General features: G+C 41.4%; 16 protein-coding genes. 10 read left to right on the top strand and 6 right to left on the bottom strand.

Going from position 1 to position 21,064, the window contains the following annotated elements; translation table 11 throughout:
• Positions 1-79: 79 nt before the first annotated feature.
• The 5 genes from lysS to PAN94_RS04955 all read right to left on the bottom strand — a co-directional run bounded on the left by lysS (position 80) and on the right by PAN94_RS04955 (position 4,635).
• Positions 80-1,570, bottom strand: coding sequence for a lysine--tRNA ligase (lysS, locus tag PAN94_RS04975; RefSeq protein WP_285874933.1), 1,491 nt, complete (start codon positions 1,568-1,570; stop codon positions 80-82).
• Positions 1,571-1,662: 92 nt separating this feature from the next.
• Positions 1,663-2,304, bottom strand: coding sequence for a histidine phosphatase family protein (locus tag PAN94_RS04970; RefSeq protein ID WP_285874930.1), 642 nt, complete (start codon positions 2,302-2,304; stop codon positions 1,663-1,665).
• 33 nt (positions 2,305-2,337) lie between these two features.
• Positions 2,338-2,814 (bottom strand): aminoacyl-tRNA deacylase, encoded by a 477-nt coding sequence (locus tag PAN94_RS04965; protein ID WP_005590691.1) that lies wholly within the window; start codon positions 2,812-2,814, stop codon positions 2,338-2,340.
• The gene (locus PAN94_RS04960; protein ID WP_247950746.1) at positions 2,814-3,656 is read right to left on the bottom strand and encodes a DUF368 domain-containing protein; all 843 of its coding nucleotides are present in this window, start codon (positions 3,654-3,656) and stop codon (positions 2,814-2,816) included. Before PAN94_RS04960 ends, PAN94_RS04965 begins: the two co-directional genes overlap by 1 nt.
• Before the next feature lie 133 nt (positions 3,657-3,789).
• Positions 3,790-4,635: a glycoside hydrolase family 25 protein gene (locus PAN94_RS04955; protein WP_285874928.1), complete on the bottom strand. Its 846-nt coding sequence runs from the start codon at positions 4,633-4,635 to the stop codon at positions 3,790-3,792.
• Positions 4,636-4,862: 227 nt separating this feature from the next.
• Between PAN94_RS04955 and ftsW the strand changes: the two genes are divergently transcribed.
• The 6 genes from ftsW to pyk all read left to right on the top strand — a co-directional run bounded on the left by ftsW (position 4,863) and on the right by pyk (position 16,289).
• Positions 4,863-6,077, top strand: a complete 1,215-nt coding sequence (ftsW, locus tag PAN94_RS04950) for a cell division peptidoglycan polymerase FtsW (RefSeq protein WP_062005754.1) — start codon at positions 4,863-4,865, stop codon at positions 6,075-6,077.
• Between the two features lie 47 nt (positions 6,078-6,124).
• Positions 6,125-8,971 carry a phosphoenolpyruvate carboxylase gene (ppc, locus tag PAN94_RS04945; RefSeq protein ID WP_125382491.1) on the top strand — a complete coding sequence of 949 codons (2,847 nt, stop codon included), beginning with the start codon at positions 6,125-6,127 and terminating at the stop codon, positions 8,969-8,971.
• A 227-nt stretch (positions 8,972-9,198) separates the two neighbouring features.
• Positions 9,199-10,203 carry a catabolite control protein A gene (gene ccpA / locus PAN94_RS04940; protein WP_005590686.1) on the top strand — a complete coding sequence of 335 codons (1,005 nt, stop codon included), beginning with the start codon at positions 9,199-9,201 and terminating at the stop codon, positions 10,201-10,203.
• A gap of 322 nt (positions 10,204-10,525) precedes the next feature.
• The gene (locus PAN94_RS04935) at positions 10,526-13,636 is read left to right on the top strand and encodes a DNA polymerase III subunit alpha (RefSeq protein ID WP_285874924.1); all 3,111 of its coding nucleotides are present in this window, start codon (positions 10,526-10,528) and stop codon (positions 13,634-13,636) included.
• Between the two features lie 84 nt (positions 13,637-13,720).
• Positions 13,721-14,731: a 6-phosphofructokinase gene (gene pfkA, locus PAN94_RS04930; protein WP_005590682.1), complete on the top strand. Its 1,011-nt coding sequence runs from the start codon at positions 13,721-13,723 to the stop codon at positions 14,729-14,731.
• Positions 14,732-14,783: 52 nt separating this feature from the next.
• Complete coding sequence (gene pyk / locus PAN94_RS04925; protein ID WP_285874923.1) at positions 14,784-16,289, top strand: pyruvate kinase; 1,506 nt, start codon at positions 14,784-14,786, stop codon at positions 16,287-16,289.
• Between the two features lie 265 nt (positions 16,290-16,554).
• On the opposite strand, the gene PAN94_RS04920 is transcribed toward pyk, so the two are convergent.
• A complete protein-coding gene (locus PAN94_RS04920; protein ID WP_285874922.1) occupies positions 16,555-16,935 on the bottom strand; it encodes a hypothetical protein in 381 nt (126 codons plus the stop codon).
• A gap of 356 nt (positions 16,936-17,291) precedes the next feature.
• Between PAN94_RS04920 and cshA the strand changes: the two genes are divergently transcribed.
• The 4 genes from cshA to PAN94_RS04900 all read left to right on the top strand — a co-directional run bounded on the left by cshA (position 17,292) and on the right by PAN94_RS04900 (position 21,030).
• Entirely contained in the window at positions 17,292-18,866 is a 1,575-nt protein-coding gene (gene cshA, locus PAN94_RS04915; RefSeq protein ID WP_285874920.1) for a degradosome RNA helicase CshA, read from the top strand.
• Positions 18,867-19,153: 287 nt separating this feature from the next.
• Entirely contained in the window at positions 19,154-19,900 is a 747-nt protein-coding gene (locus PAN94_RS04910) for a DeoR/GlpR family DNA-binding transcription regulator (protein WP_005590674.1), read from the top strand.
• Between the two features lie 327 nt (positions 19,901-20,227).
• Positions 20,228-20,704 (top strand): PTS sugar transporter subunit IIA, encoded by a 477-nt coding sequence (locus PAN94_RS04905; protein ID WP_125379349.1) that lies wholly within the window; start codon positions 20,228-20,230, stop codon positions 20,702-20,704.
• 20 nt (positions 20,705-20,724) lie between these two features.
• Positions 20,725-21,030 carry a PTS sugar transporter subunit IIB gene (locus PAN94_RS04900; protein ID WP_005590672.1) on the top strand — a complete coding sequence of 102 codons (306 nt, stop codon included), beginning with the start codon at positions 20,725-20,727 and terminating at the stop codon, positions 21,028-21,030.
• Positions 21,031-21,064 lie beyond the last annotated feature (34 nt).

The following is a 21,064-nucleotide window of genomic DNA, read 5'->3' as shown; positions in this document are numbered from 1 at the left end:
ACCAGACTTTTTGTCATGTGAAAAATCCCGATGGAATTCCAGCGGGATTTGTTTTTTTTAAAATTTTGTAAGTTTGAGATTACTTCATTGTTGGGAAGAGCAATACATCACGAATCGTAGTCACATCTGTGAGCAACATTACGAGCCGGTCGATACCGATTCCGAGGCCTCCAGTTGGTGGCATACCGTATTCCAAGGCTTCAACGTAATCATAGTCGATGCCAGTTGCTTCGTCATCGCCAAGTTCTTTAGCTTTTGCCTGTGCTTCAAAACGAGATAATTGATCGATTGGATCGTTCAACTCAGTGAAGGCATTAGCATATTCTTTGGTCATGATGAAGAGCTCAAAGCGGTCTGTGAAGCGTGGGTCTTCTGGGTTTTTCTTAGCCAGAGGTGACACAGCAACGGGATGACCGTAGACAAAGGTTGGCTGAATCAAGGTCTCTTCAACAAATTCTTCAAAGAAAGCATTGATGACATGGCCTACTTCAGTGAAGTGCTTTTCAAGCGGCACTTTCTTTTCCTTAGCCAAGGCAGCAGCTTCTTCAAAGCTCATATCTTGCCAGAAGTCTACGCCAGTGATTTCCTTGATGGCATCTACCATATGAACACGTTTAAATGGCTCGTTGATCTTGATCTCAGTACCTTGGTAGTTGACTGGTCCATCTCCTTTTACAGAAATGGCAGCATGTTGGATAATGCCTTCTGTCAAGTCCATGATATCTTGGAAGTCCGCATAGGCTTGGTAAACTTCGATGGATGTGAACTCAGGGTTGTGAGTGGCGTCCATACCTTCGTTACGGAAAATACGGCCAATTTCATAAACGCGTTCCATACCACCGACGATGAGACGTTTCAAGTGAAGCTCAGTTGCAATCCGCAGTACCATGTCAATGTTTTGAGCATTGTGGTGAGTAATGAATGGACGAGCAGCAGCACCGCCTGCTTCGTTGTGGAGAACAGGTGTTTCAACTTCAAGGAAGCCTTGACCATCAAGATAGCGACGAATTTCTGAGATAATTTTTGAACGAGTGACAAAGCGCTCAAAGCTTTCACGGTTGGAAATCAAGTCCAAATAACGTTTACGGTAGATAGTTTCAACGTCAGTCAAACCGTGAAATTTCTCTGGAAGGGGACGCAGAGCTTTTGAAAGGTGAGTAATATGCGTTGCTTTGATAGAGAGTTCTCCCATATCTGTGCGCATCACATCACCTTCAATTCCCAAGAAGTCACCCAAGTCAGCTTTTTTGAAAATCTCATAGTTTTCTTCACCAACTTCGTCCTTACGAACGTAAATCTGGATTTGGCCTTCACGGTCTTGGATGTGGGCGAAGCCGACTTTCCCTTTTCCACGTTTAGTCATCAAACGACCAGCAATAGTTGCTGTTTCGTTCAATTCATGTAATTCTTCTTTGGATTTGTCGCTGTATTTTTCTTTAAGTTGAGCAGAATTTGCAGTGCGTTCAAATCGTTTTCCGAAAGGATCAATTCCTTGCTCAGCCAGCGCAGCCATTTTTTCACGGCGAATAATCTGCTGGTCATTTAGTTCTTCAATATGTTCAGTAGTCATTTTCTTCCTCCTAAGGCTTTCCCTTCTATTCTATCACAAAATAAAAGGAAATTCAGCAATAATTAGATATAAAAATATAAAAACTGCGATGTTTAAAGATTCGCAGTTTCATCAGTTAGCATGTAATCTAAGTTGTTCCAAGTAAGTAACTTGAAAGAGTCAAAGTCGTCTGTTTCCAAAATGGTGACACTAGCATTGGCCAAGCCTCCGTTCTTACGGAGCAAAGATGTTTCGTAACCGAGCAGGCGACGAATGCTGGCAGTTAGGTTAGCTCCATGTCCGACAATCAAGACATTTTGATAACCTTTCCCTTTGAGAGACATCACGAAGGCAATTGTCCGATTGGTGGTTTGAGCGACGGATTCTGCATCAAATAGTTGGTGATCAAACTGGGATAGATCGTGGCGAAAAGCCCACATCTGCTGAGGATAGGTGGCTTCTACAGTAGCAATTTGGGCTCCTTCCAGTTTTCCAAGGGCCCACTCTCTTAGTTCAGGAGTCGAAACAATATCGGTTTGATATTGGTTTTCACTTTGGATAATTTCTGCAGAACGGTAAGCGCGCGGCAAATCGCTAGAGTAGATTTTATCGAATTGAACGTTTGATAAATGCTTGCCCAAGCGCTTGAGCTCATCAATGGATGTCGCCAGCAGTGGAGAATCTCCGCTTGCCCCTTGGAAACGCATTTCTAGATTCCATTCGGTTTTTCCATGTCGGATAAAATACAATTTCATATCAAGATCCTTTTTCCTTTTGAAGCGAATAGCCTAGTCCTCTTTCAAGTCTGCGAACTGCGCTTGAACAAAGTCAGCCAAATCCTGAGCTTTGATCTGGATGCTACGGCCGACTTCACCAGCAGAAACAATAATACTTTCGCGACTCAGAGCTGTTTGGTCGATGAAAATGGGGAAGGAGTGCTTTTGGCGAATGCCGACAGGATTATTGGCACCATGGATATAACCAGTCGTTTTTTCTAAATCTTTCTGCGGAATCATGCTAACTTTTTTATTACCTGAAATTTTTGCTAATTTCTTTTCCGACAGATGTTCGGTGATAGGCAGGATGCCAATGACTGTTCCTGTTTTATCTCCGTTTAAAGCCAGTGTTTTATAAATTTGCGAGCGGTCAAATTCCTCTGTCAGGCTATCATCTAAAGCATTAATCTGCAAACCTTGGTGTTCGATTTTTGCCTTGTTTAAAATTTGCTCAACTAGTGTTTTTTTGAGTTTTGTTTTTTTAGCCATTATTTATATTTCTCTTCTAATTGGGACATCCAAATTCCTAGCCAGATACCTAGTCCAAAGAAAAAGGCAGCAAGAACAAGTGTGAAAATGGATACGCCTGCATAACTAATGCTCTCACTGTTGCCACTTTGAGGGAGAACAATGAGCAAGGTACTGGACAATACAATGCCAATGATAAAATGGTAAACGCGGGAATGATAATGCTTCAAAATGTAATCCATGGCTTTTGAAAAGAGAATCAGAGCCAGAGCGCCGCCGATACCGATTGGCAGGAAGGTTCCAAATAAATCTAGGCGTTTAAATCCTGTCAGCATGGGAGTATAGAGCCCTAAAATCAATAGCAGATTTGAAGGACTGAGTCCCGGAATCAAGATTCCTAAGGCGATAAGAGCACCCGCTAAAACAAAGGATAAGAAGTTAGCTGGTAGTGTTCCCACCATTCCATTCAGCGAGTAAAGAAAGATCCCTGACAAGATGAAACTAAGCCAGAAGGTAACAGTGTCGGCTCGATCTCTGTCGGATTCTTTGACGGATTCTTTGATCAGGCTGGGAATGGTACCGATGATGGCTCCAGCAAAGCCCCAGAGAACGATAACCTTGTAATTATCCAGCAAGAGATTGACTGGATAGGAGAAGGCTGCGATCCCTAAAACCATCCCAATAGCTACAGGAGTGAAGTAGAGAACATTCTCGACAAAATTTTCTTTGATATGGGCTAAAAAGCGAATCATTCGCTCATAAATCCCCAAAATCGCGGCCAATACACCGCCAGACACACCTGGCAAGATGAAGCCAAGCGCGATAATCATTCCTTTTAAAACTCTAGCAATCCATGAAATCATAATATCTCCCTACAAGTTTTTTCATTAAACTATTGTACCATAAAGCTACATACTTTTCTGAAAAAAGCAAGAAAAATATCTTGTACAGAGAAAAAAAGATACAAGATTTCCTAACAATTATCTTGCATCTTTTTTATTTTGGTGTTGAAAATAATTTCTTATAAGTCGCTTTTTTATCCTGTACAGGAGAGAGCTGATTGAGGTCTAAGTTATGTGGGAAACCTTCCAATTTACCTTCTGAGGTGTATTGATGTAGGTCATAGGGCTGTTCAGTATTTGGAGCAGCGTTATAGTAGCCGTCATTATAGCCATAAGTTGGAATCCAAACGGCAGTAAATTTCTCAGTTGAGATACTATGCTCTTCCATGAAATAGGTCCCAATGTAGATACCAATATTTTGAGCTCCAAGACTTTCAAGCTTGGCACGAAAGGCCTCAATTCCTGCGTTCATGTCGCCCATGGTCTTTTCTTCAACATCAAGCCAGTAAAAGGTAGGTTTATATTTCGAAGAGGCCTTGTAGAAGCTTTCAGCTTCTTTTTCCATTTCTTTGATATTGCCTGCCGCTATATAAGCATAGACAGCTACAGGAATCCCCCGTTTTTGAAACTCTTGGATATGGGTAGCAAATGATTTGTCAAGTCCATTTAAATGAGTGGCAACATTTTCTTTTTTTGCTTGAGCTCCACTATGCACGCGAATGATAGCACCAGAAATATTTGTTGATAAGGTATCATAGTCTATTTCGCTGGGCAATTGCCAACCGGAAAGGTCAACGATAGGCTTATTAAGCAATTCTTCCTCAGGTTCGTCTGAAGGAGTTTCCTCCTTTTTTTTCTTGCTTGTCACCTGACTGACTTGAGATTTTTTTGTTTGGGCTTGTTTAATTTGCACATCAAGATGGTGCTTACTTATGACAATATATAGAATAAAGCAAGCAAAGAATAGCAAGAGTGCAAGCGGTTTAATCCTTTTTCTCATACTGTTTCATTGTAACGTAAAATAAATAGAAAAGCAAAGTATTTATCTATATTTCCAGCGAAATACGAAAATGTAATCTGATTGCAATAGAAGATAAAACAATTTGAAATAATTGGATTTTTGAGGCGATAAATAAGTAAATATCTCTTGAGGCCATCCTAATGCTTTTTTTTCGAATCAAAAAGTGGTATAATGAAGTTTGAATTTTTAGAATAAATTGGTGAAATATGAAAATTGACAAAAAGCATTTATTGAATTACTCAATTTTGATTCCGTACATGCTCTTATCTGGCATTGGCTTGATTGTCGTTTATTCCACGACGAGCCCCATCCTCATTCAAAATGGGCTCAATAGTTTTCGAATGGTCGCCACTCAAGCAGGTTTTTGGCTCTTCAGCTTGGTGATGATTGGGATTATTTACCGAATGAAGCTGGATTTTCTGAAGAGGCCAGGAGTGATTACGTTTGTTATCATAGCTGAAATTATTCTGCTTTTACTCTCACGCTTTATCACAGGAACGATCAATGGGGCACACGGTTGGCTCAAAGTCGGTCCAGTTACTGCTCAGCCAGCAGAATACCTGAAGATTATTTTGGTATGGTATTTGGCCCTACAGTTTTCTAAGAAACAAGAACAAATAGAAGTATATGATTATCAAGCAATCACCTTTAATCAGTTGATTCCGCGTGCTGTTACGGATTGGCGGGTTATTGTTGCTTTCTTGATAGGCCTGGTGGTTATCATGCCCGACTTAGGAAATGCGACTATTTTGCTCTTAACAGTTTTGATTGTAATTTCCACCAGCGGAATTGCTTACAGATGGTTCTCGACCATGCTTGGTGCTGTTGTAGGAGGGTCGGCAGCAGTTTTAGCGAGTATTTGGTTGATAGGTGTCAAGCGTGTTGAGCAAGTTCCTGTTTTTGGATATGTCGCAAAGCGTTTTAGTGCCTTTTTCAATCCATTTGACGATTTGTCTGGCTCAGGCCACCAGCTGGCCAATTCTTACTATGCGATGAGTAACGGTGGTTGGTTTGGCTTAGGCTTAGGAAACTCTATCGAAAAACGAGGTTACCTACCAGAGGCTCATACAGACTTTGTTTTCTCGATTGTTATTGAGGAAGTCGGATTCTTTGGAGCTACTTTAATTTTAGCCCTGCTCTTTTTCTTGATTTTACGGATTATTCTCGTAGGTACAAGGGCCAAGGATCCATTTAATTCTATGATGGCTTTGGGAATTGGCGGTATGATTCTGATGCAAACCTTTGTCAATATTGGTGGTATTTCGGGCTTGATCCCTTCAACCGGTGTAACCTTCCCATTCTTATCTCAGGGGGGAAACAGTTTATTGGTTCTATCAGTTGCCATTGCCTTTGTTTTAAATATTGACGCCAATGAGCGACGAAACGCCATGTATCAGGAACTAGAAGTAAGTCAATCCTAAAAGATCTTCTTGTATGTTAGCTCTTCAACAATAGAAAGGTGTAAATAATGTCATTTACAAAATTAGAAAATTATAGCAATAAAGAAATGATTCGAGAAGAAGTTTCTATTTTAACGGACTTGTTGGTGGATATTACCCGGGATATTCTCAGTCCTGACACTTTTGCTAAAATCTCCATGATTGAAGAACTAGCAGTTCAATCTAAATACCAAGAGCTGAAAGCAGTAGTAGAAGAATTATCTACGGATGATATGGTCTATATCTCACGCTATTTTGCTATTTTACCTCTACTCATCAATATTTCTGAAGATGTTGACTTGGCTTATGAGATCAATCATCAAAATAATATTGACCAAGACTACCTTGGTAAGCTTTCGACGACGATTGATTTGGTTTCAACACGAGAAAATGCACAAGAAATCCTGGAAAATCTAAATGTTGTTCCTGTTTTGACTGCTCATCCAACTCAGGTTCAGCGCAAGACCATGTTGGATTTGACTAATCATATTCACACACTGTTGCGCCAGCATCGTGATGTTAAAGCTGGTCTGGTAAACGAAAAGAAATGGTTAGCCAATCTCCGTCGCTATATCGAGCTGATGATGCAGACTGATATGATTCGGGAAAAGAAACTTAAGGTTACCAATGAAATCACTAACGTTATGGAATACTATAACAGTTCTTTTCTTCAGGCAATCACGAACCTGATGCTAGAGTATAAACGCTTAGCAGAAGAAAAAGGAATCCATTTGGAAAATCCTAAGCCCATCACCATGGGAATGTGGATTGGTGGTGACCGGGATGGAAATCCATTTGTAACCGCTGAAACTCTGAAATTGTCTGCAACGGTACAGAGCGAAGTTGTTCTGAATTATTACATTGATAAGGTTTACACGCTCTATCGTAACTTCTCCCTGTCTACTAATCTTTCAAAAACAAGTGAAGCTGTATCCAAGATGGCAGCTTTGTCAAGCGACAAGTCTGTTTATCGGGAAAATGAGCCTTATCGCCGTGCTTTTCATTACATTCAGTCCAAGTTGATTCAGACCTTACTTTATCTGAAAGAAGGTAATTTCTCTGGTGAAGGGCATCGTTTGGCTGATAAAGCTGAAGCCGTCCTGCATGCAAATTCAGCCACTTCAGTCAGCCATAATGGTAGAGAAATCATTCCAAATTATATCCAGTCTAAACTTAGTGGTAGTTTGGATGAATTACGAAAAGAACAACTTCCATCTTACAAAGATGCGCAAGAGTTTAAGGAAGATCTTCTTGTTATTCGTGATTCTTTGCTGGAGCACAATGGACAAGCTCTGGTGACTGGAGAACTTACTGAATTGCTACAAGCAGTTGACATTTTTGGTTTCTTCTTGGCCAGCATTGACATGCGTCAGGATTCTAGTGTCCATGAGGCTTGTGTGGCTGAGCTCTTGGCTTCTGCTAATATTGTGAAAGATTACAGCAGCTTGTCAGAGGAAGAAAAATGCCAAGTCCTTCTCAAGCAGCTTCTGGAGGATCCACGGATCCTGTCAGCCACTCACGCACCTAAATCTGAACTTCTACAAAAGGAATTAGAGATTTTCAAGACGGCTCGTCAGCTTAAGGATGCGATTGGCGAAGATGTTATCAAGCAAAATATTATTTCCCATTCCACTAGCGTATCAGACTTACTAGAGTTGGCAATTATGCTCAAGGAAGTCGGCTTGATCGATGAAGAAGGTGCGCGTGTGCAGATTGTTCCACTTTTTGAAACGATTGAGGACTTGGATAACTCCTGCGATACTATGGAGAAATATCTATCTCTGCCGATTGCTCAAAAATGGATTGCTTCTAAAAACAACTATCAAGAAATCATGCTGGGCTACTCAGACAGTAACAAGGACGGTGGCTACTTATCGTCTTGCTGGACTCTCTACAAGGCTCAGCAACAACTGACAGCTATTGGTGATAAGTTTGGCGTCAAGATTACCTTCTTCCATGGTCGTGGAGGAACTGTCGGTCGTGGCGGTGGCCCAACCTATGAGGCAATCACTTCGCAACCATTGCGAAGTATCAATGATCGTATCCGCCTGACAGAGCAGGGTGAGGTCATCGGCAATAAATACGGTAATAAGGACGCTGCTTACTATAATCTGGAAATGCTTGTATCGGCAGCTATTAACCGCATGATAAGCTATAAGAAGAGTGATAGTAATACGACCAATGAATACGAGAGAGTGATGGATCGAGTGGTCGATCGAAGCTACCAAATCTATCGCGACCTAGTCTTTGGCGACGAACGTTTCTATGACTATTTCTTTGAGTCTAGTCCTATTAAGGCCATTTCTAGCTTTAATATCGGTTCTCGTCCAGCAGCCCGTAAAACGATCACTGAGATCGGTGGCCTAAGAGCTATTCCTTGGGTCTTCTCATGGTCTCAAAGTCGGGTGATGTTCCCTGGTTGGTATGGCGTTGGCTCTAGCTTCAAAGAATTTATCGATGAAGATCCTGAAAAGAATCTTGCCTTCCTTCAATTTATGTATCAGAGATGGCCATTCTTCCAGTCCCTCTTGTCAAATGTTGATATGGTGCTGTCCAAGTCCAATATGAATATCGCTTTTGAATATGCGCAACTTTGTGAAGACCAAAATGTACGCGATATTTTCAATACAATCCTAGATGAATGGCAGCTGACCAAGGATGTTATCTTGGCGATTGAAGGCCATGACGAGCTCTTAGCAGAAAATGCCTATCTCAAGGATAGCTTGAACTATCGGATGCCTTATTTCAATGTTTTGAACTATATTCAGCTTGAGCTGATCAAGCGTCAGCGCCGAGGAGAACTTTCACCAGAACAAGAACGTTTGATCCACATTACCATCAATGGAATTGCGACAGGGCTACGAAATTCTGGTTGATGCACAGGCAGCTTTAAATGATATCAATAAAAATCGGCTTTTGAGCCGATTTTTTTGAGTTTAAACTATTTTGAGTCCATAACTCATTTCCTGCGATTCGTGTAAATAAAAAATGAAAAAGTTTTCATATCTGTGCGCTAAAATACTTGAAAGTGTTTACAATTAGTGATACAATGATAAGTGTAGAAAAATGAAAACGATATTTTCAACAAAAGAAAGGAAACTATATGAACACAGACGACACAGTAACCATTTATGATGTCGCCCGTGAAGCGGGAGTTTCAATGGCGACAGTCAGCCGAGTTGTAAATGGTAACAAGAATGTAAAAGAAAATACACGAAAGAAAGTACTAGAAGTAATTGAACGTCTTGACTATCGTCCTAATGCAGTTGCCCGTGGTTTGGCCAGCAAAAAGACGACCACTGTTGGTGTTGTAATTCCTAATATCACGAATAGTTACTTCTCTACTTTAGCCAAAGGGATTGATGATATTGCCGAAATGTATAAGTACAATATCGTCCTGGCAAACAGCGATGAAGATGATGACAAGGAAGTTTCGGTTGTTAATACCCTTTTCTCTAAGCAAGTAGATGGTATTATTTTTATGGGCTACCATCTGACAGAGAAAATTCGCTCAGAATTTTCACGTTCACGGACACCAGTGGTTCTAGCGGGCACGGTGGATGTAGAACATCAGTTACCAAGTGTCAATATTGATTATAAGCAGGCAACCGTTGATGCTGTGGAACTATTGGCTAAGCGCAACAAGAAAATTGCTTTTGTCAGCGGTCCTTTGGTAGATGATATCAATGGTAAAATCCGCTTGTCTGGCTACAAAGAAGCTCTGAAAGGCAAGAAAATTTCGTACAGCGAAGGCTTAGTCTTCGAGTCTAAGTATAGCTACGATGATGGTTATCATCTAGCTGAACGTCTGATTGCTTCAAAGGCTACGGCGGCCTTTGTGACCGGAGATGAGTTGGCAGCAGGTTTGCTTAATGGTTTGGCTGATCGAGGTGTTCGTATTCCTGAAGACTTTGAAATCATTACTAGCGATGATTCGCAAATTGCTCGCTTTACTCGCCCTAATCTGTCTACTATCGGACAACCTCTGTATGACATCGGTGCGATTAGTATGCGGATGCTGACAAAGATCATGCATAAAGAAGAGTTGGAAGAGCGTGAAGTTCTCCTAGCTCATACGATCAATGAACGTAAATCAACTCGTAAATAATAAATTGATACGGAATGGGACAGAATTAAATTTTGAAAGAATTTAGTTCTGTCTCGTTTTTTTATTTTGGTTAAACACAGTCGCCGAATATAAGAGACTCTGAGTTTCTTCTTTACAGAAATTTAGGTATAATAGAAGCAGGAATGCTGAAATTAGTTCTTGTTCTACTTACTTGACTGACGAAGGTTAAGAAGAAATAGGCTAGTTAGAGCTTGGGATAGATTTTCAGTAAAACGAAAAAATTAAGAAGTGGAAACGCATTTTTTCTGTCTTCTTTTTACCAGTAGGCATCATTTATCGTAGCTGTATCAAGGAGAATTTTGTGATTACACAACTAGATACCAAGACTGTTTATAGTTTTATGGATAGTTTAGTCTCTATCAAAAAATATGTTCAACGGGCCAAGGACTTGGGCTACAAAAGTTTGGGCATGATGGATGTGGACAATCTTTATGGGGCTTATCATTTCCTAGAGGAGGCAAAAGCGGCAGGACTTCAGCCCTTGCTAGGTCTGGAAATGGAAATCTATAAAGATGGAAATCCTCTCAATCTGAGACTGCTAGCCTTGGATAGTCAGGGCTATCGCAATTTGATGAAGATTTCGACTCTGAAAATGATGAATCGTCAAAATTGGGAAGACTTTCAACATCTTTTTAAAGGGCTGGCTCTGATTGTGCCAATTTTTGAGGGCGTGGATCAACTAGATCTTGGTTTAGACTTTTATGTTGGAGTCTTTCCAGATACGCCAAGGCAGGCATTAAGCAGGCCAGTCCTGCCCTTGCATACGGTTCGCTACTTTGAGCAAGGAGATTTAGAAACCTTGCAAATGCTGAGGGCGATTCGGGATAACATTAGCTTGCGGGAGGTCGGTCATCTGTCGAGCCATGAATTTTTATTAGCGCCAGCCTCTTTAGTGGAAGCTTTCGCTGAAAACTTTCCAGAGAGTTTGGACAACTTAGAGAAATTGATAGCTGATGTCCACTATGAAATCAATACCGAGCTGAAGCTTCCGCGCTTCAATCCAGAGCGACCTGCTGTAGAAGAGCTGAGGGAATTGGCTGAGATGGGATTGGCCAAGCGAGGACTTGCGGGTGAAGTCTATCAAGCAAGGCTGGATCAGGAGCTGGATGTTATTCATCAGATGGGCTTTGATGATTATTTCCTCATTGTCTGGGATTTGCTGCGCTTTGGCCGCAGTCAAGGTTATTACATGGGGATGGGACGTGGCTCTGCAGTTGGCAGTTTAGTAGCCTATGCTTTGGAAATTACAGGCATTGATCCAGTAGAAAAGAACCTGCTGTTTGAACGTTTCCTAAATCTAGAGCGCTATACCATGCCCGATATTGATATTGATATTCCCGATGTGTATCGGCCAGAGTTTATCCGCTATGTCCGAGATCGCTATGGCAGCATGCATGCGGCTCAGATTGTGACCTATTCAACCTTTGGAGCCAAGCAGGCCATCCGAGATGTTTTTAAGCGCTTTGGTTTGCCAGAGTACGAGCTGACCAATATGACCAAAAAAATCGGTTTTCGAGATAATTTAACCACTGCTTATGAGCGAAATATAGCCTTTCGTCAGATTATCAATAGCAAGCTAGAATACCAGAAGGCCTTTGAAATTGCTAAGAAAATCGAAGGCAATCCACGTCAGACCTCAATCCATGCTGCTGGTGTCGTCATGAGTGACGATGATTTGACCAATCAAATCCCCTTAAAATACGGGGAAGACATGTATATCACCCAGTACGATGCCCATGGTGTGGAAAGTAATGGACTGCTTAAGATGGACTTTCTAGGCCTGCGCAATTTGACCTTTGTCCAGCGGATGAAAGAAGCGACTCTAGACAAATACGGAGTTGATATTGATATTGCTGGTATTGACCTGGAAGATGAGGAAACTCTACGCCTCTTTGCAGCGGGTAATACCAAGGGTATTTTCCAGTTTGAACAAGCGGGTGCCATCAGTCTTTTGAAAAGAGTCCAACCCGTCCAGTTTGAAGAAGTAGTGGCTACCACCTCTCTCAATCGTCCCGGAGCTAGTGACTATATTGATAACTTTGTCAAGCGCAAGCATGGTCGCGAGCGCGTGGAGATGATTGATCCGAGCTTGGAGGATATCTTGGCTCCAACCTATGGCATCATGCTTTACCAAGAGCAGGTCATGCAGGTCGCCCAGAGTTTTGGTGGTTTTAGTCTGGGGAAGGCCGATATTTTACGGCGAGCGATGGGTAAGAAAAATGCTGCTGAAATGCATAAAATGGAGGAAGAATTTGTCAGGGGAGCCGTCAAACTAGGGCACTCAGAGACCAAAGCCAAGGAAGTCTTTGCGGTCATGGAGAAATTTGCTGGTTATGGCTTCAACCGCAGTCATGCCTATGCTTACTCAGCCCTAGCTTTTCAGCTGGCCTATTTCAAGGCTCATTATCCAGACATCTTCTTTGATGTTAAGCTCAACTACTCGAGCTCGGACTATATCACGGATGCACTCGGCTTTGGCTTTGAGCTAGCTCCCTTGACCATCCATAACATTCCCTATAAAGATAAGTTTCAGGAGCGGAAAATCTATCTTGGTTTGAAAAATATCAAGGGCTTGCCAAGAGATTTTGCATTCTGGATCATAGAAGAGCGTCAAAAAAATCCCTTTAGCAGTGTGGAAGATTTCATTTTACGCCTGCCTCAGAGTTATCATAAGTTGCCACTTTTAAGTCCTTTGGTGCAATTAGGGCTCTTTGATGTTTTTGAGCCCAATCGCCAGAAGATTTTGCACAATCTACCGAATCTTTTTGTCTTTGCAGATGAGTTGGGGAGTTTATTTGCTGATACTAGCTATTCATGGACGGATGCCGAGGATTTTACTGCTGCAGAAAAGTTTGAGCAGGAGCAAGCCTTGATTGGAATTGGCCTTAGTGATCACCCGCTCATTAGCCTAGCCAAGAAAGCCAATCGTTCTTTTGTCTGGATTGAAGAGTTGGCCGATAATAGTAAGGCGACCATTCTAGTAGAAGTCCAGTCTATCAAGGTTATTCGCACAAAAAATGGTGAAAACATGGCCTTTATGCAAGTGACAGATACGAAGAAAAAGTTAGATGTCACTTTATTTCCAGAGGTTTACCGCCGCTTTGCTCAACTAATCCAAGAAAAAGGCTATTACTATCTGACTGGAAAAATTCAGGAGAGGGATGGCCGACTACAGATGGTTCTAGCAGAGGTGGAAAAAGCAAGCTCAGAACGCTTTTGGATCCAATTAGCTGATACTAGTCACGACAGGCAGATTGCGGAGATCCTGCAGCGATACCCAGGGGATATCCCCGTGGTGCTACGCTATGAGAATGACAAGAAAACGGTTCCTGCATCAGGCTTTCAAGTTCAAAAATCAGACCAACTTCAAGCTGAACTAGAAAATTACAGCATGAAAACGGTTTTTCGGTAAAAAATCAGGAAAATAAGAGAATTTTTATTCTGATTGTGGTATAATCTATAAGAATGTTAAAAAGATAAAGGAGCACATTACGAAATGAAACGTATTGCTGTTTTGACCAGTGGTGGAGATGCCCCTGGTATGAATGCTGCTATTCGTGCAGTTGTTCGTAAAGCAATTTCCGAAGGAATGGAAGTTTATGGGATTTATGGCGGCTACGCTGGAATGGTTGCTGGTGATATTTATCCACTTGATGCGACTTCAGTTGGAGACATTATTTCTCGTGGAGGAACTTTCCTTCATTCAGCGCGCTACCCCGAGTTTGCAAAACTTGAAGGGCAATTAAAGGGAATCGAACAACTGAAGAAACACGGTATTGAAGGTGTAGTTGTTATCGGTGGAGATGGTTCTTACCATGGTGCGATGCGCTTAACAGAGCATGGCTTCCCAGCTGTTGGTGTACCTGGAACTATTGACAATGACATTGTCGGAACAGATTTCACTATCGGTTTTGATACTGCTGTTACAACTGCAATGGACGCGATCGACAAGATCCGTGATACATCATCCAGTCACCGTCGTACTTTCGTTGTTGAAGTAATGGGACGTAACGCTGGTGATATTGCACTTTGGGCAGGTATTGCTACAGGTGCAGATGAAATTATCATTCCTGAAGAAGGCTTCAAGATTGAAGATATCGTTGCCAGCATCAAACGTGGCTATGAAAAAGGTAAGAAGCATAATATCATTGTTCTTGCTGAAGGTGTTATGTCAGCAGATGAGTTTGGTAAAAAGCTGAAAGAAGCTGGTGATACTAGCGATCTTCGTGTGACTGAACTTGGTCACATCCAACGTGGTGGTTCACCAACTGCTCGCGACCGTGTATTGGCTTCTCGTATGGGAGCGCATGCCGTTAAACTACTTAAAGAAGGTATCGGTGGTGTTGCCGTAGGTATCCGTAATGAAAAAATGGTGGAAAGCCCAATCTTGGGAACTGCTGAAGAAGGCGCACTCTTTAGCCTGACTGCAGACGGCAAAATCGTTGTCAACAATCCACATAAAGCTGATATCGGCTTAGCAGAGCTCAATCGCAGCATTAATATTTAATTGGTCAATCAGGGGTGAAATCCCCAAATAGTAGAAGGAGTTTCTTAATATCATGAACAAACGCGTAAAAATCGTTGCAACTTTAGGTCCTGCGGTAGAAATCCGTGGCGGTAAAAAATTCGGTGAAGACGGATACTGGGGCGAAAAACTGGACGTTGAAGCTTCAGCTCAAAATATTGCCAAATTGATTGAAGCAGGAGCAAACACTTTCCGTTTCAACTTCTCACACGGTGACCACCAAGAACAAGGTGAGCGTATGGCAACTGTTAAACGTGCGGAAGAAATCGCTGGTAAAAAAGTTGGTTTCCTTCTTGACACTAAAGGTCCGGAAATCCGTACAGAATTGTTCGAAGGTGACGCAAAAGAGTACTCATACAAAACTGGTGAAAAAATCCGCGTTGCGACAAAACAAGGAATCAAATCAACTCGCGATGTGATTGCTTTGAACGTTGCTGGTGGACTTGATATCTACGATGACGTTGAAGTAGGTCGCCAAGTATTGGTTGACGATGGTAAACTTGGTCTTCGCGTTGTAGAAAAAGATGATGCAAGCCGTGGATTTGTAGTTGAAGTTGAAAATGACGGTGTTATCGCTAAACAAAAAGGTGTAAACATCCCTAACACTAAAATTCCTTTCCCAGCACTTGCTGAGCGTGACAATGACGATATCCGCTTCGGTCTTGAGCAAGGAATCAACTTCATCGCGATTTCATTTGTACGTACTGCAAAAGACGTTAACGAAGTTCGTGCAATCTGTGAAGAAACTGGCAATGGACACGTTCAATTGTTCGCTAAAATCGAAAACCAACAAGGTATCGACAACTTGGATGAAATCATTGAAGCTGCTGACGGTATCATGATCGCTCGTGGTGACATGGGTATCGAAGTACCATTCGAAATGGTTCCAGTTTACCAAAAAATGATCATTACTAAAGTCAATGCAGCTGGTAAAGTTGTTATCACAGCAACAAACATGCTTGAAACAATGACTGAAAAACCACGTGCAACTCGTTCAGAAGTATCAGACGTATTTAACGCTGTTATCGATGGAACTGACGCTACAATGCTTTCAGGTGAGTCTGCAAACGGTAAATACCCACTTGAGTCAGTAACTACAATGGCTACAATCGATAAGAACGCTCAAACTCTTCTTAACGAATACGGACGTTTGAACTCAGATACTTTCGAACGTAACTCTAAGACAGAAGTTATGGCTTCAGCTGTTAAAGATGCTACAAACTCAATGAATATCAAATTGATTGTTACTTTGACTAAGACTGGTCACACTGCTCGTTTAATCTCTAAATACCGTCCAAATGCTGATATCTTGGCATTGACATTCGATGAATTGACAGAACGTGGCTTGATGTTGAACTGGGGTGTTATCCCAATGTTGACAGAAGCACCTTCATCAACTGATGATATGTTCGAAATTGCTGAACGTAAAGCAGTTGAAGCAGGTCTTGTTGAGTCTGGTGACGATATCGTTATCGTTGCAGGTGTACCACTTGGCGAAGCTGTTCGTACAAACACAATGCGTATCCGTACAGTACGTTAATTTATTTCATAGTATGCAAAAACCGATAGATCCATTCTATCGGTTTATTTTTTGTTCTAGAGTTTTTTTATTTTGTAATTATGAAAACTTCAAAATAAGAATATTAACATTTTGCATATCAAAAAAGAGAAGATCCTTATTATCCTCTCCAGATTTTTGACTTTTCAATCGACCACAGTTAATAAGGAGTCAAAGAACCAATAGTGTAAAGATGATAATTATGTATTATCGTTATATTATTGGTTAATAATGGATACTCTCTATATCACTTTTTCTCTTTTCTAGATTCTAATACCCAACCGATGATCCAGCAGCAGACGAGTAGGTAATTTTCAATCCAGCCCAGTAGGTTGGCTTGATTCGCCTTTTCCAGATAGCCTAGCAGATGGTTGGTGCCAAAGCCCAGCCCGCCCAGAATCAGTGCTAGCAAGGTCATACGCAGATAGAACCAATCATACTTTATATTGGCGGCAATGACTAAAGGCAGAATAGCCAGATTCCAGAAACCTATTTCCCGCTGCCAGTAGGGAGCTAGGCCGTAGATGGACTCATTGCCCAATAGCTGGGGCTGGAAAATCTGGATCATAGCTGCGCCCAGCATAGCTAAGATCAGTAAAATGAAAGTCACTCGTAAAAATTTATTCATACCTGTCTCCTTTCTTCTTTATAGATTATATTATTTTTGAAAATGATTTTCAAGTTTTCATTTTTTACAAAAGAATCTCTAATAAAATATTTTACAGCCAAGTCCTATCTTTTTAGGTGCTTTTGTGGTATACTAGATTAGTTGCAGAAATACAGTTTTTCTATTCAGTGGGAACTAGCGACCGAGTCGGCGCTTTTTTAGTGCCTAGACTTGAGAGACCATATTTATGAAGAGAAGAGCGAATACTCTCAAAAAATCGAGATTTAGCAAGGGAAAAGAGCTTGGTATGTTTCGATAGTTGAGTATCAAAAGCCTTATAAGGTGGCTTCGCACCGCCTTTAGAAAGAAGAAGAACATTGAAATTTAATGAATTACATTTATCTGCTGAATTACTAGCAGAGATTGAAAAAGCTGGCTTTGTAGAAGCAAGCCCTATTCAAGAGCAGACCATTCCACTTGCTATGGCAGGTAAGGATGTTATTGGTCAGGCCCAGACAGGGACAGGAAAGACAGCGGCCTTTGGCTTCCCAACTCTGGAGAAGATTGATACAGATAATCCTGCTGTGCAGGCTTTGATTATCGCTCCAACCCGTGAATTGGCTGTTCAGAGTCAGGAAGAGCTTTTCCGTTTTGGCCGCAGCAAGGGTGTCAAGGTGCGTTCTGTCTACGGTGGCTCCAGCATCGAAAAGCAAATCAAGGCCCTCAAGTCTGGTGCTCATATCGTCGTAGGAACACCTGGTCGTCTTTTGGATTTGATCAAACGCAAGGCGCTTAAGCTGAATCAGATTGAAACCTTAATCTTGGACGAAGCGGATGAAATGCTTAACATGGGCTTTTTGGAAGACATTGAGTTTATCATTTCCCGTGTGCCAGAAGAGCGTCAGACCTTGCTCTTTTCAGCGACCATGCCGGATGCTATCAAGCGCATCGGTGTCAAGTTCATGAAGGAGCCTGAGCATGTCAAGATTGCTGCCAAGGAATTGACAACGGAGCTGGTAGACCAGTATTATATCCGTGTCAAAGAAAATGAAAAATTTGATACCATGACTCGCCTGATGGACGTGGAGCAGCCTGAGCTGTCAATCGTCTTTGGTCGGACCAAGCGCCGGGTGGATGAGCTGACTCGCGGTCTGAAAATCCGTGGTTTCCGAGCAGAGGGTATCCATGGTGATTTGGATCAAGGCAAGCGCCTTCGCGTTCTGCGTGACTTTAAAAACGGCAATTTGGATGTGTTAGTGGCGACAGATGTGGCTGCGCGTGGATTGGACATTTCTGGTGTGACCCATGTCTACAACTACGACATTCCGCAGGATCCAGAAAGCTATGTTCACCGGATTGGTCGGACTGGTCGTGCTGGTAAGTCAGGTCAGTCTATTACTTTCGTAGCGCCAAATGAAATGGGCTATCTGCAAATCATCGAAAATCTGACCAAGAAGCGTATGAAAGGCCTCAAGCCAGCGACTGCAGAGGAAGCTTTCCAAGCTAAGAAAAGAGTTGCCCTTAAGAAGATTGAACGCGATTTTGCGGATGAAAGCATCCGTTCTAACTTTGAGAAATTTAGCAAGGATGCCCGCAAGCTGGCAGCAGAATTCAGCCCAGAAGAGCTGGCTATGTATATCCTCAGCTTGACGGTACAGGATCCAGATACCCTTCCTGAAGTAGAAATTGCCCGTGAAAAACCATTGCCATTTAAAGCATCTGGTGGCGGTTTTGGTGGAAAAGGTAAAAGTGGTCGTGGCAACGGTCGTCGAGGCGACCAGGGCCGTGATCGCCGTGGCGGACGTGAAGACCGAGAGGGTGGCCGCCGTGACTTTAAACGCAAGTCAAACAAGAACAGTCGTGACTTCGAAAGCAGAGGAAATAAACGCCCACACCGCACTTCCAGCGAAAAGAAAACCGGCTTTGTTATCCGTAATAAAGGCGATAAATAAACAGAAAATCCGATGTCAGCTGACATCGGATTTTTCTATTGAAAATAATTTGAATATCTTTCAAGATTTGTTTGAAAATAGCACAATGAAAACGCATAAACAAACAATAATCTATTTTTTTGAAAAAAAGTATACATTTTTTTGTTTATATGAAAAAATTGTAGTATAATGATATAAGCAATGGTGCATGGACATTAAAGTGATTTGAGGTGTCCAAGGAACCTAAGAAATCAAAGGGGAAACTTTGATGAGGCGTCTCTAGACATCAACAACAAGGAGGATTGTACATGAAGGAAAGTCGTCATAAAGTGATCTTACAAGAGCTGGACCAGACGGGAGTTGTGTCTGTAAAGAACCTGAAGGAATTGCTGAATGTAACAGATATGACCATTCGGCGAGATTTGATTGATCTTGAGAAGCAAGGACTTTTGATTCGGGTGCATGGTGGGGCTCATAAAAAGGTGAAAGATAGCTTGAATGAAGCTTCGCATTCTGAAAAAACGATGTTAAATATCGAAGAAAAGAAGCTGATTGCTAAGAAATGTGCTGATTTGATTGCTGAAGGAGATACAGTTTTTATCGGATCAGGTACTACAACGGATTTTATAGGCGATTATTTAGAGGGGAAAAATATCAGTATTGTAACCAATTCCCTCCCTATTTTCGAAAAATTGAAGGATTACCCTAATTTTGATTTGATTTTGATCGGAGGACGCTATCGGGTTAAGACCCAGACTTTTGTGGGGCAGTTTGCCAATAAACTTTTACGAGAAATCAAGGTATCGAAGGCCTTTATTGGAGTGAACGGAATCGACGGTCACAATGTGACGACTGCCAATGAAGAAGAAGGGAATGGGAATGCCATTATTCTCAACAATGCAATTGAAAAATACATTGTTGCAGATAATAGCAAATTTGATAGCTATTCTTTCTATAGTTTTTACCGTTTGGACAATATTGATGCGATTGTAACGGATGACCATATCTCTCCGAAAGTGAGAGCAAAATATAGTTCTTACACCAAGGTCCTCTGATTTGATCGCGTTGTCATGAATATTAATTTAAGATTCTGAAAGCTGCGAATTTCGTAGCTTTTATTTCTTATTGCAGATGAATAATTGCATTTTACAGTGGACGAAAAGTTCTTGTATATCAACTTAGACTTGCTAAGGATATTTTTATGACTCGTGTTGTTCTTCAGCCATGCAGAATGACGAAATGTCCCATCTTCATATGAACATTAAAAATTTAAGTTATTAGACAAATAAACAAAAAATAACAAAACAAACTATTGACAGCGCTATCACATAATGATATAATTAATTAAACGAACAAAAAGAAACAAAAGGAGAGATGATAAAATGGCGCTTGCCCAATTATTTGATGAAAATCTAGTATTTTGTTTACATGCGGAAAATCAAGAAGATCTTTTTCATCAAGTAGCTGATTTGTTAGAAGAAAGAGAAATTGTAACTTCTTCTTATCGAAACGCTTTACTTGAAAGAGAAAAGGCGTTTCCAACTGGATTGGATATGGAATTTTTAGGCAAGGACTTGCCGAATGTTGCCATACCTCATACGGATATTGCACATAATTTGACTGAAAACGTGGTAGTTGTTAAGCTAGATCAGCCTGTAACCTTCCACAATATGATTTCTCCTACGCAAACCGTTGAAGTGTCTCTCTTGTTCTTTATTATCAACAACTCTAGCTCAAGCCAGACCAATATCTTAGCACAGTTAATGGATTTCTTCACTAGTGAAGGAAATCTAGCTGGTTTAGCTTCTTTGAACTCAAAAGAAGAGTTGTTCCAATATATTTCAAAAGTTATTAAATAAATAAATCGGAGGATTTTATTATGATTAAAATTTTAGCAGCCTGCGGAGCAGGGGTAAACTCAAGTCACCAAATCAAGAGTGCTCTTGAGGAAGAGTTGTCAAACCGCGGTTATGATGTACATTGTGATGCCGTGATGGTTAAGGATGTCAATGAAGATCTAATGCAAGGTTATGATATCTTCACGCCAATCGCTGCAACAGATCTTGGTTTTGAACCAGGAATCCCAGTTATCGAAGCTGGACCAATCTTGTTCCGTATTCCTGCAATGAGCGCTCCAGTGTTTGACAATATTGAAGCAGCTATTAAAGAGCACGGACTAAGTTAATCTATTCTTTATCTTGTTAACATTCATATAACAA

The sequence above is a fragment of the Streptococcus sp. SC1 genome, from assembly GCF_030272855.1.
In the GTDB taxonomy this organism is placed as follows: domain Bacteria; phylum Bacillota; class Bacilli; order Lactobacillales; family Streptococcaceae; genus Streptococcus.
This window is presented reverse-complemented; position numbering and strand designations above follow the sequence as displayed.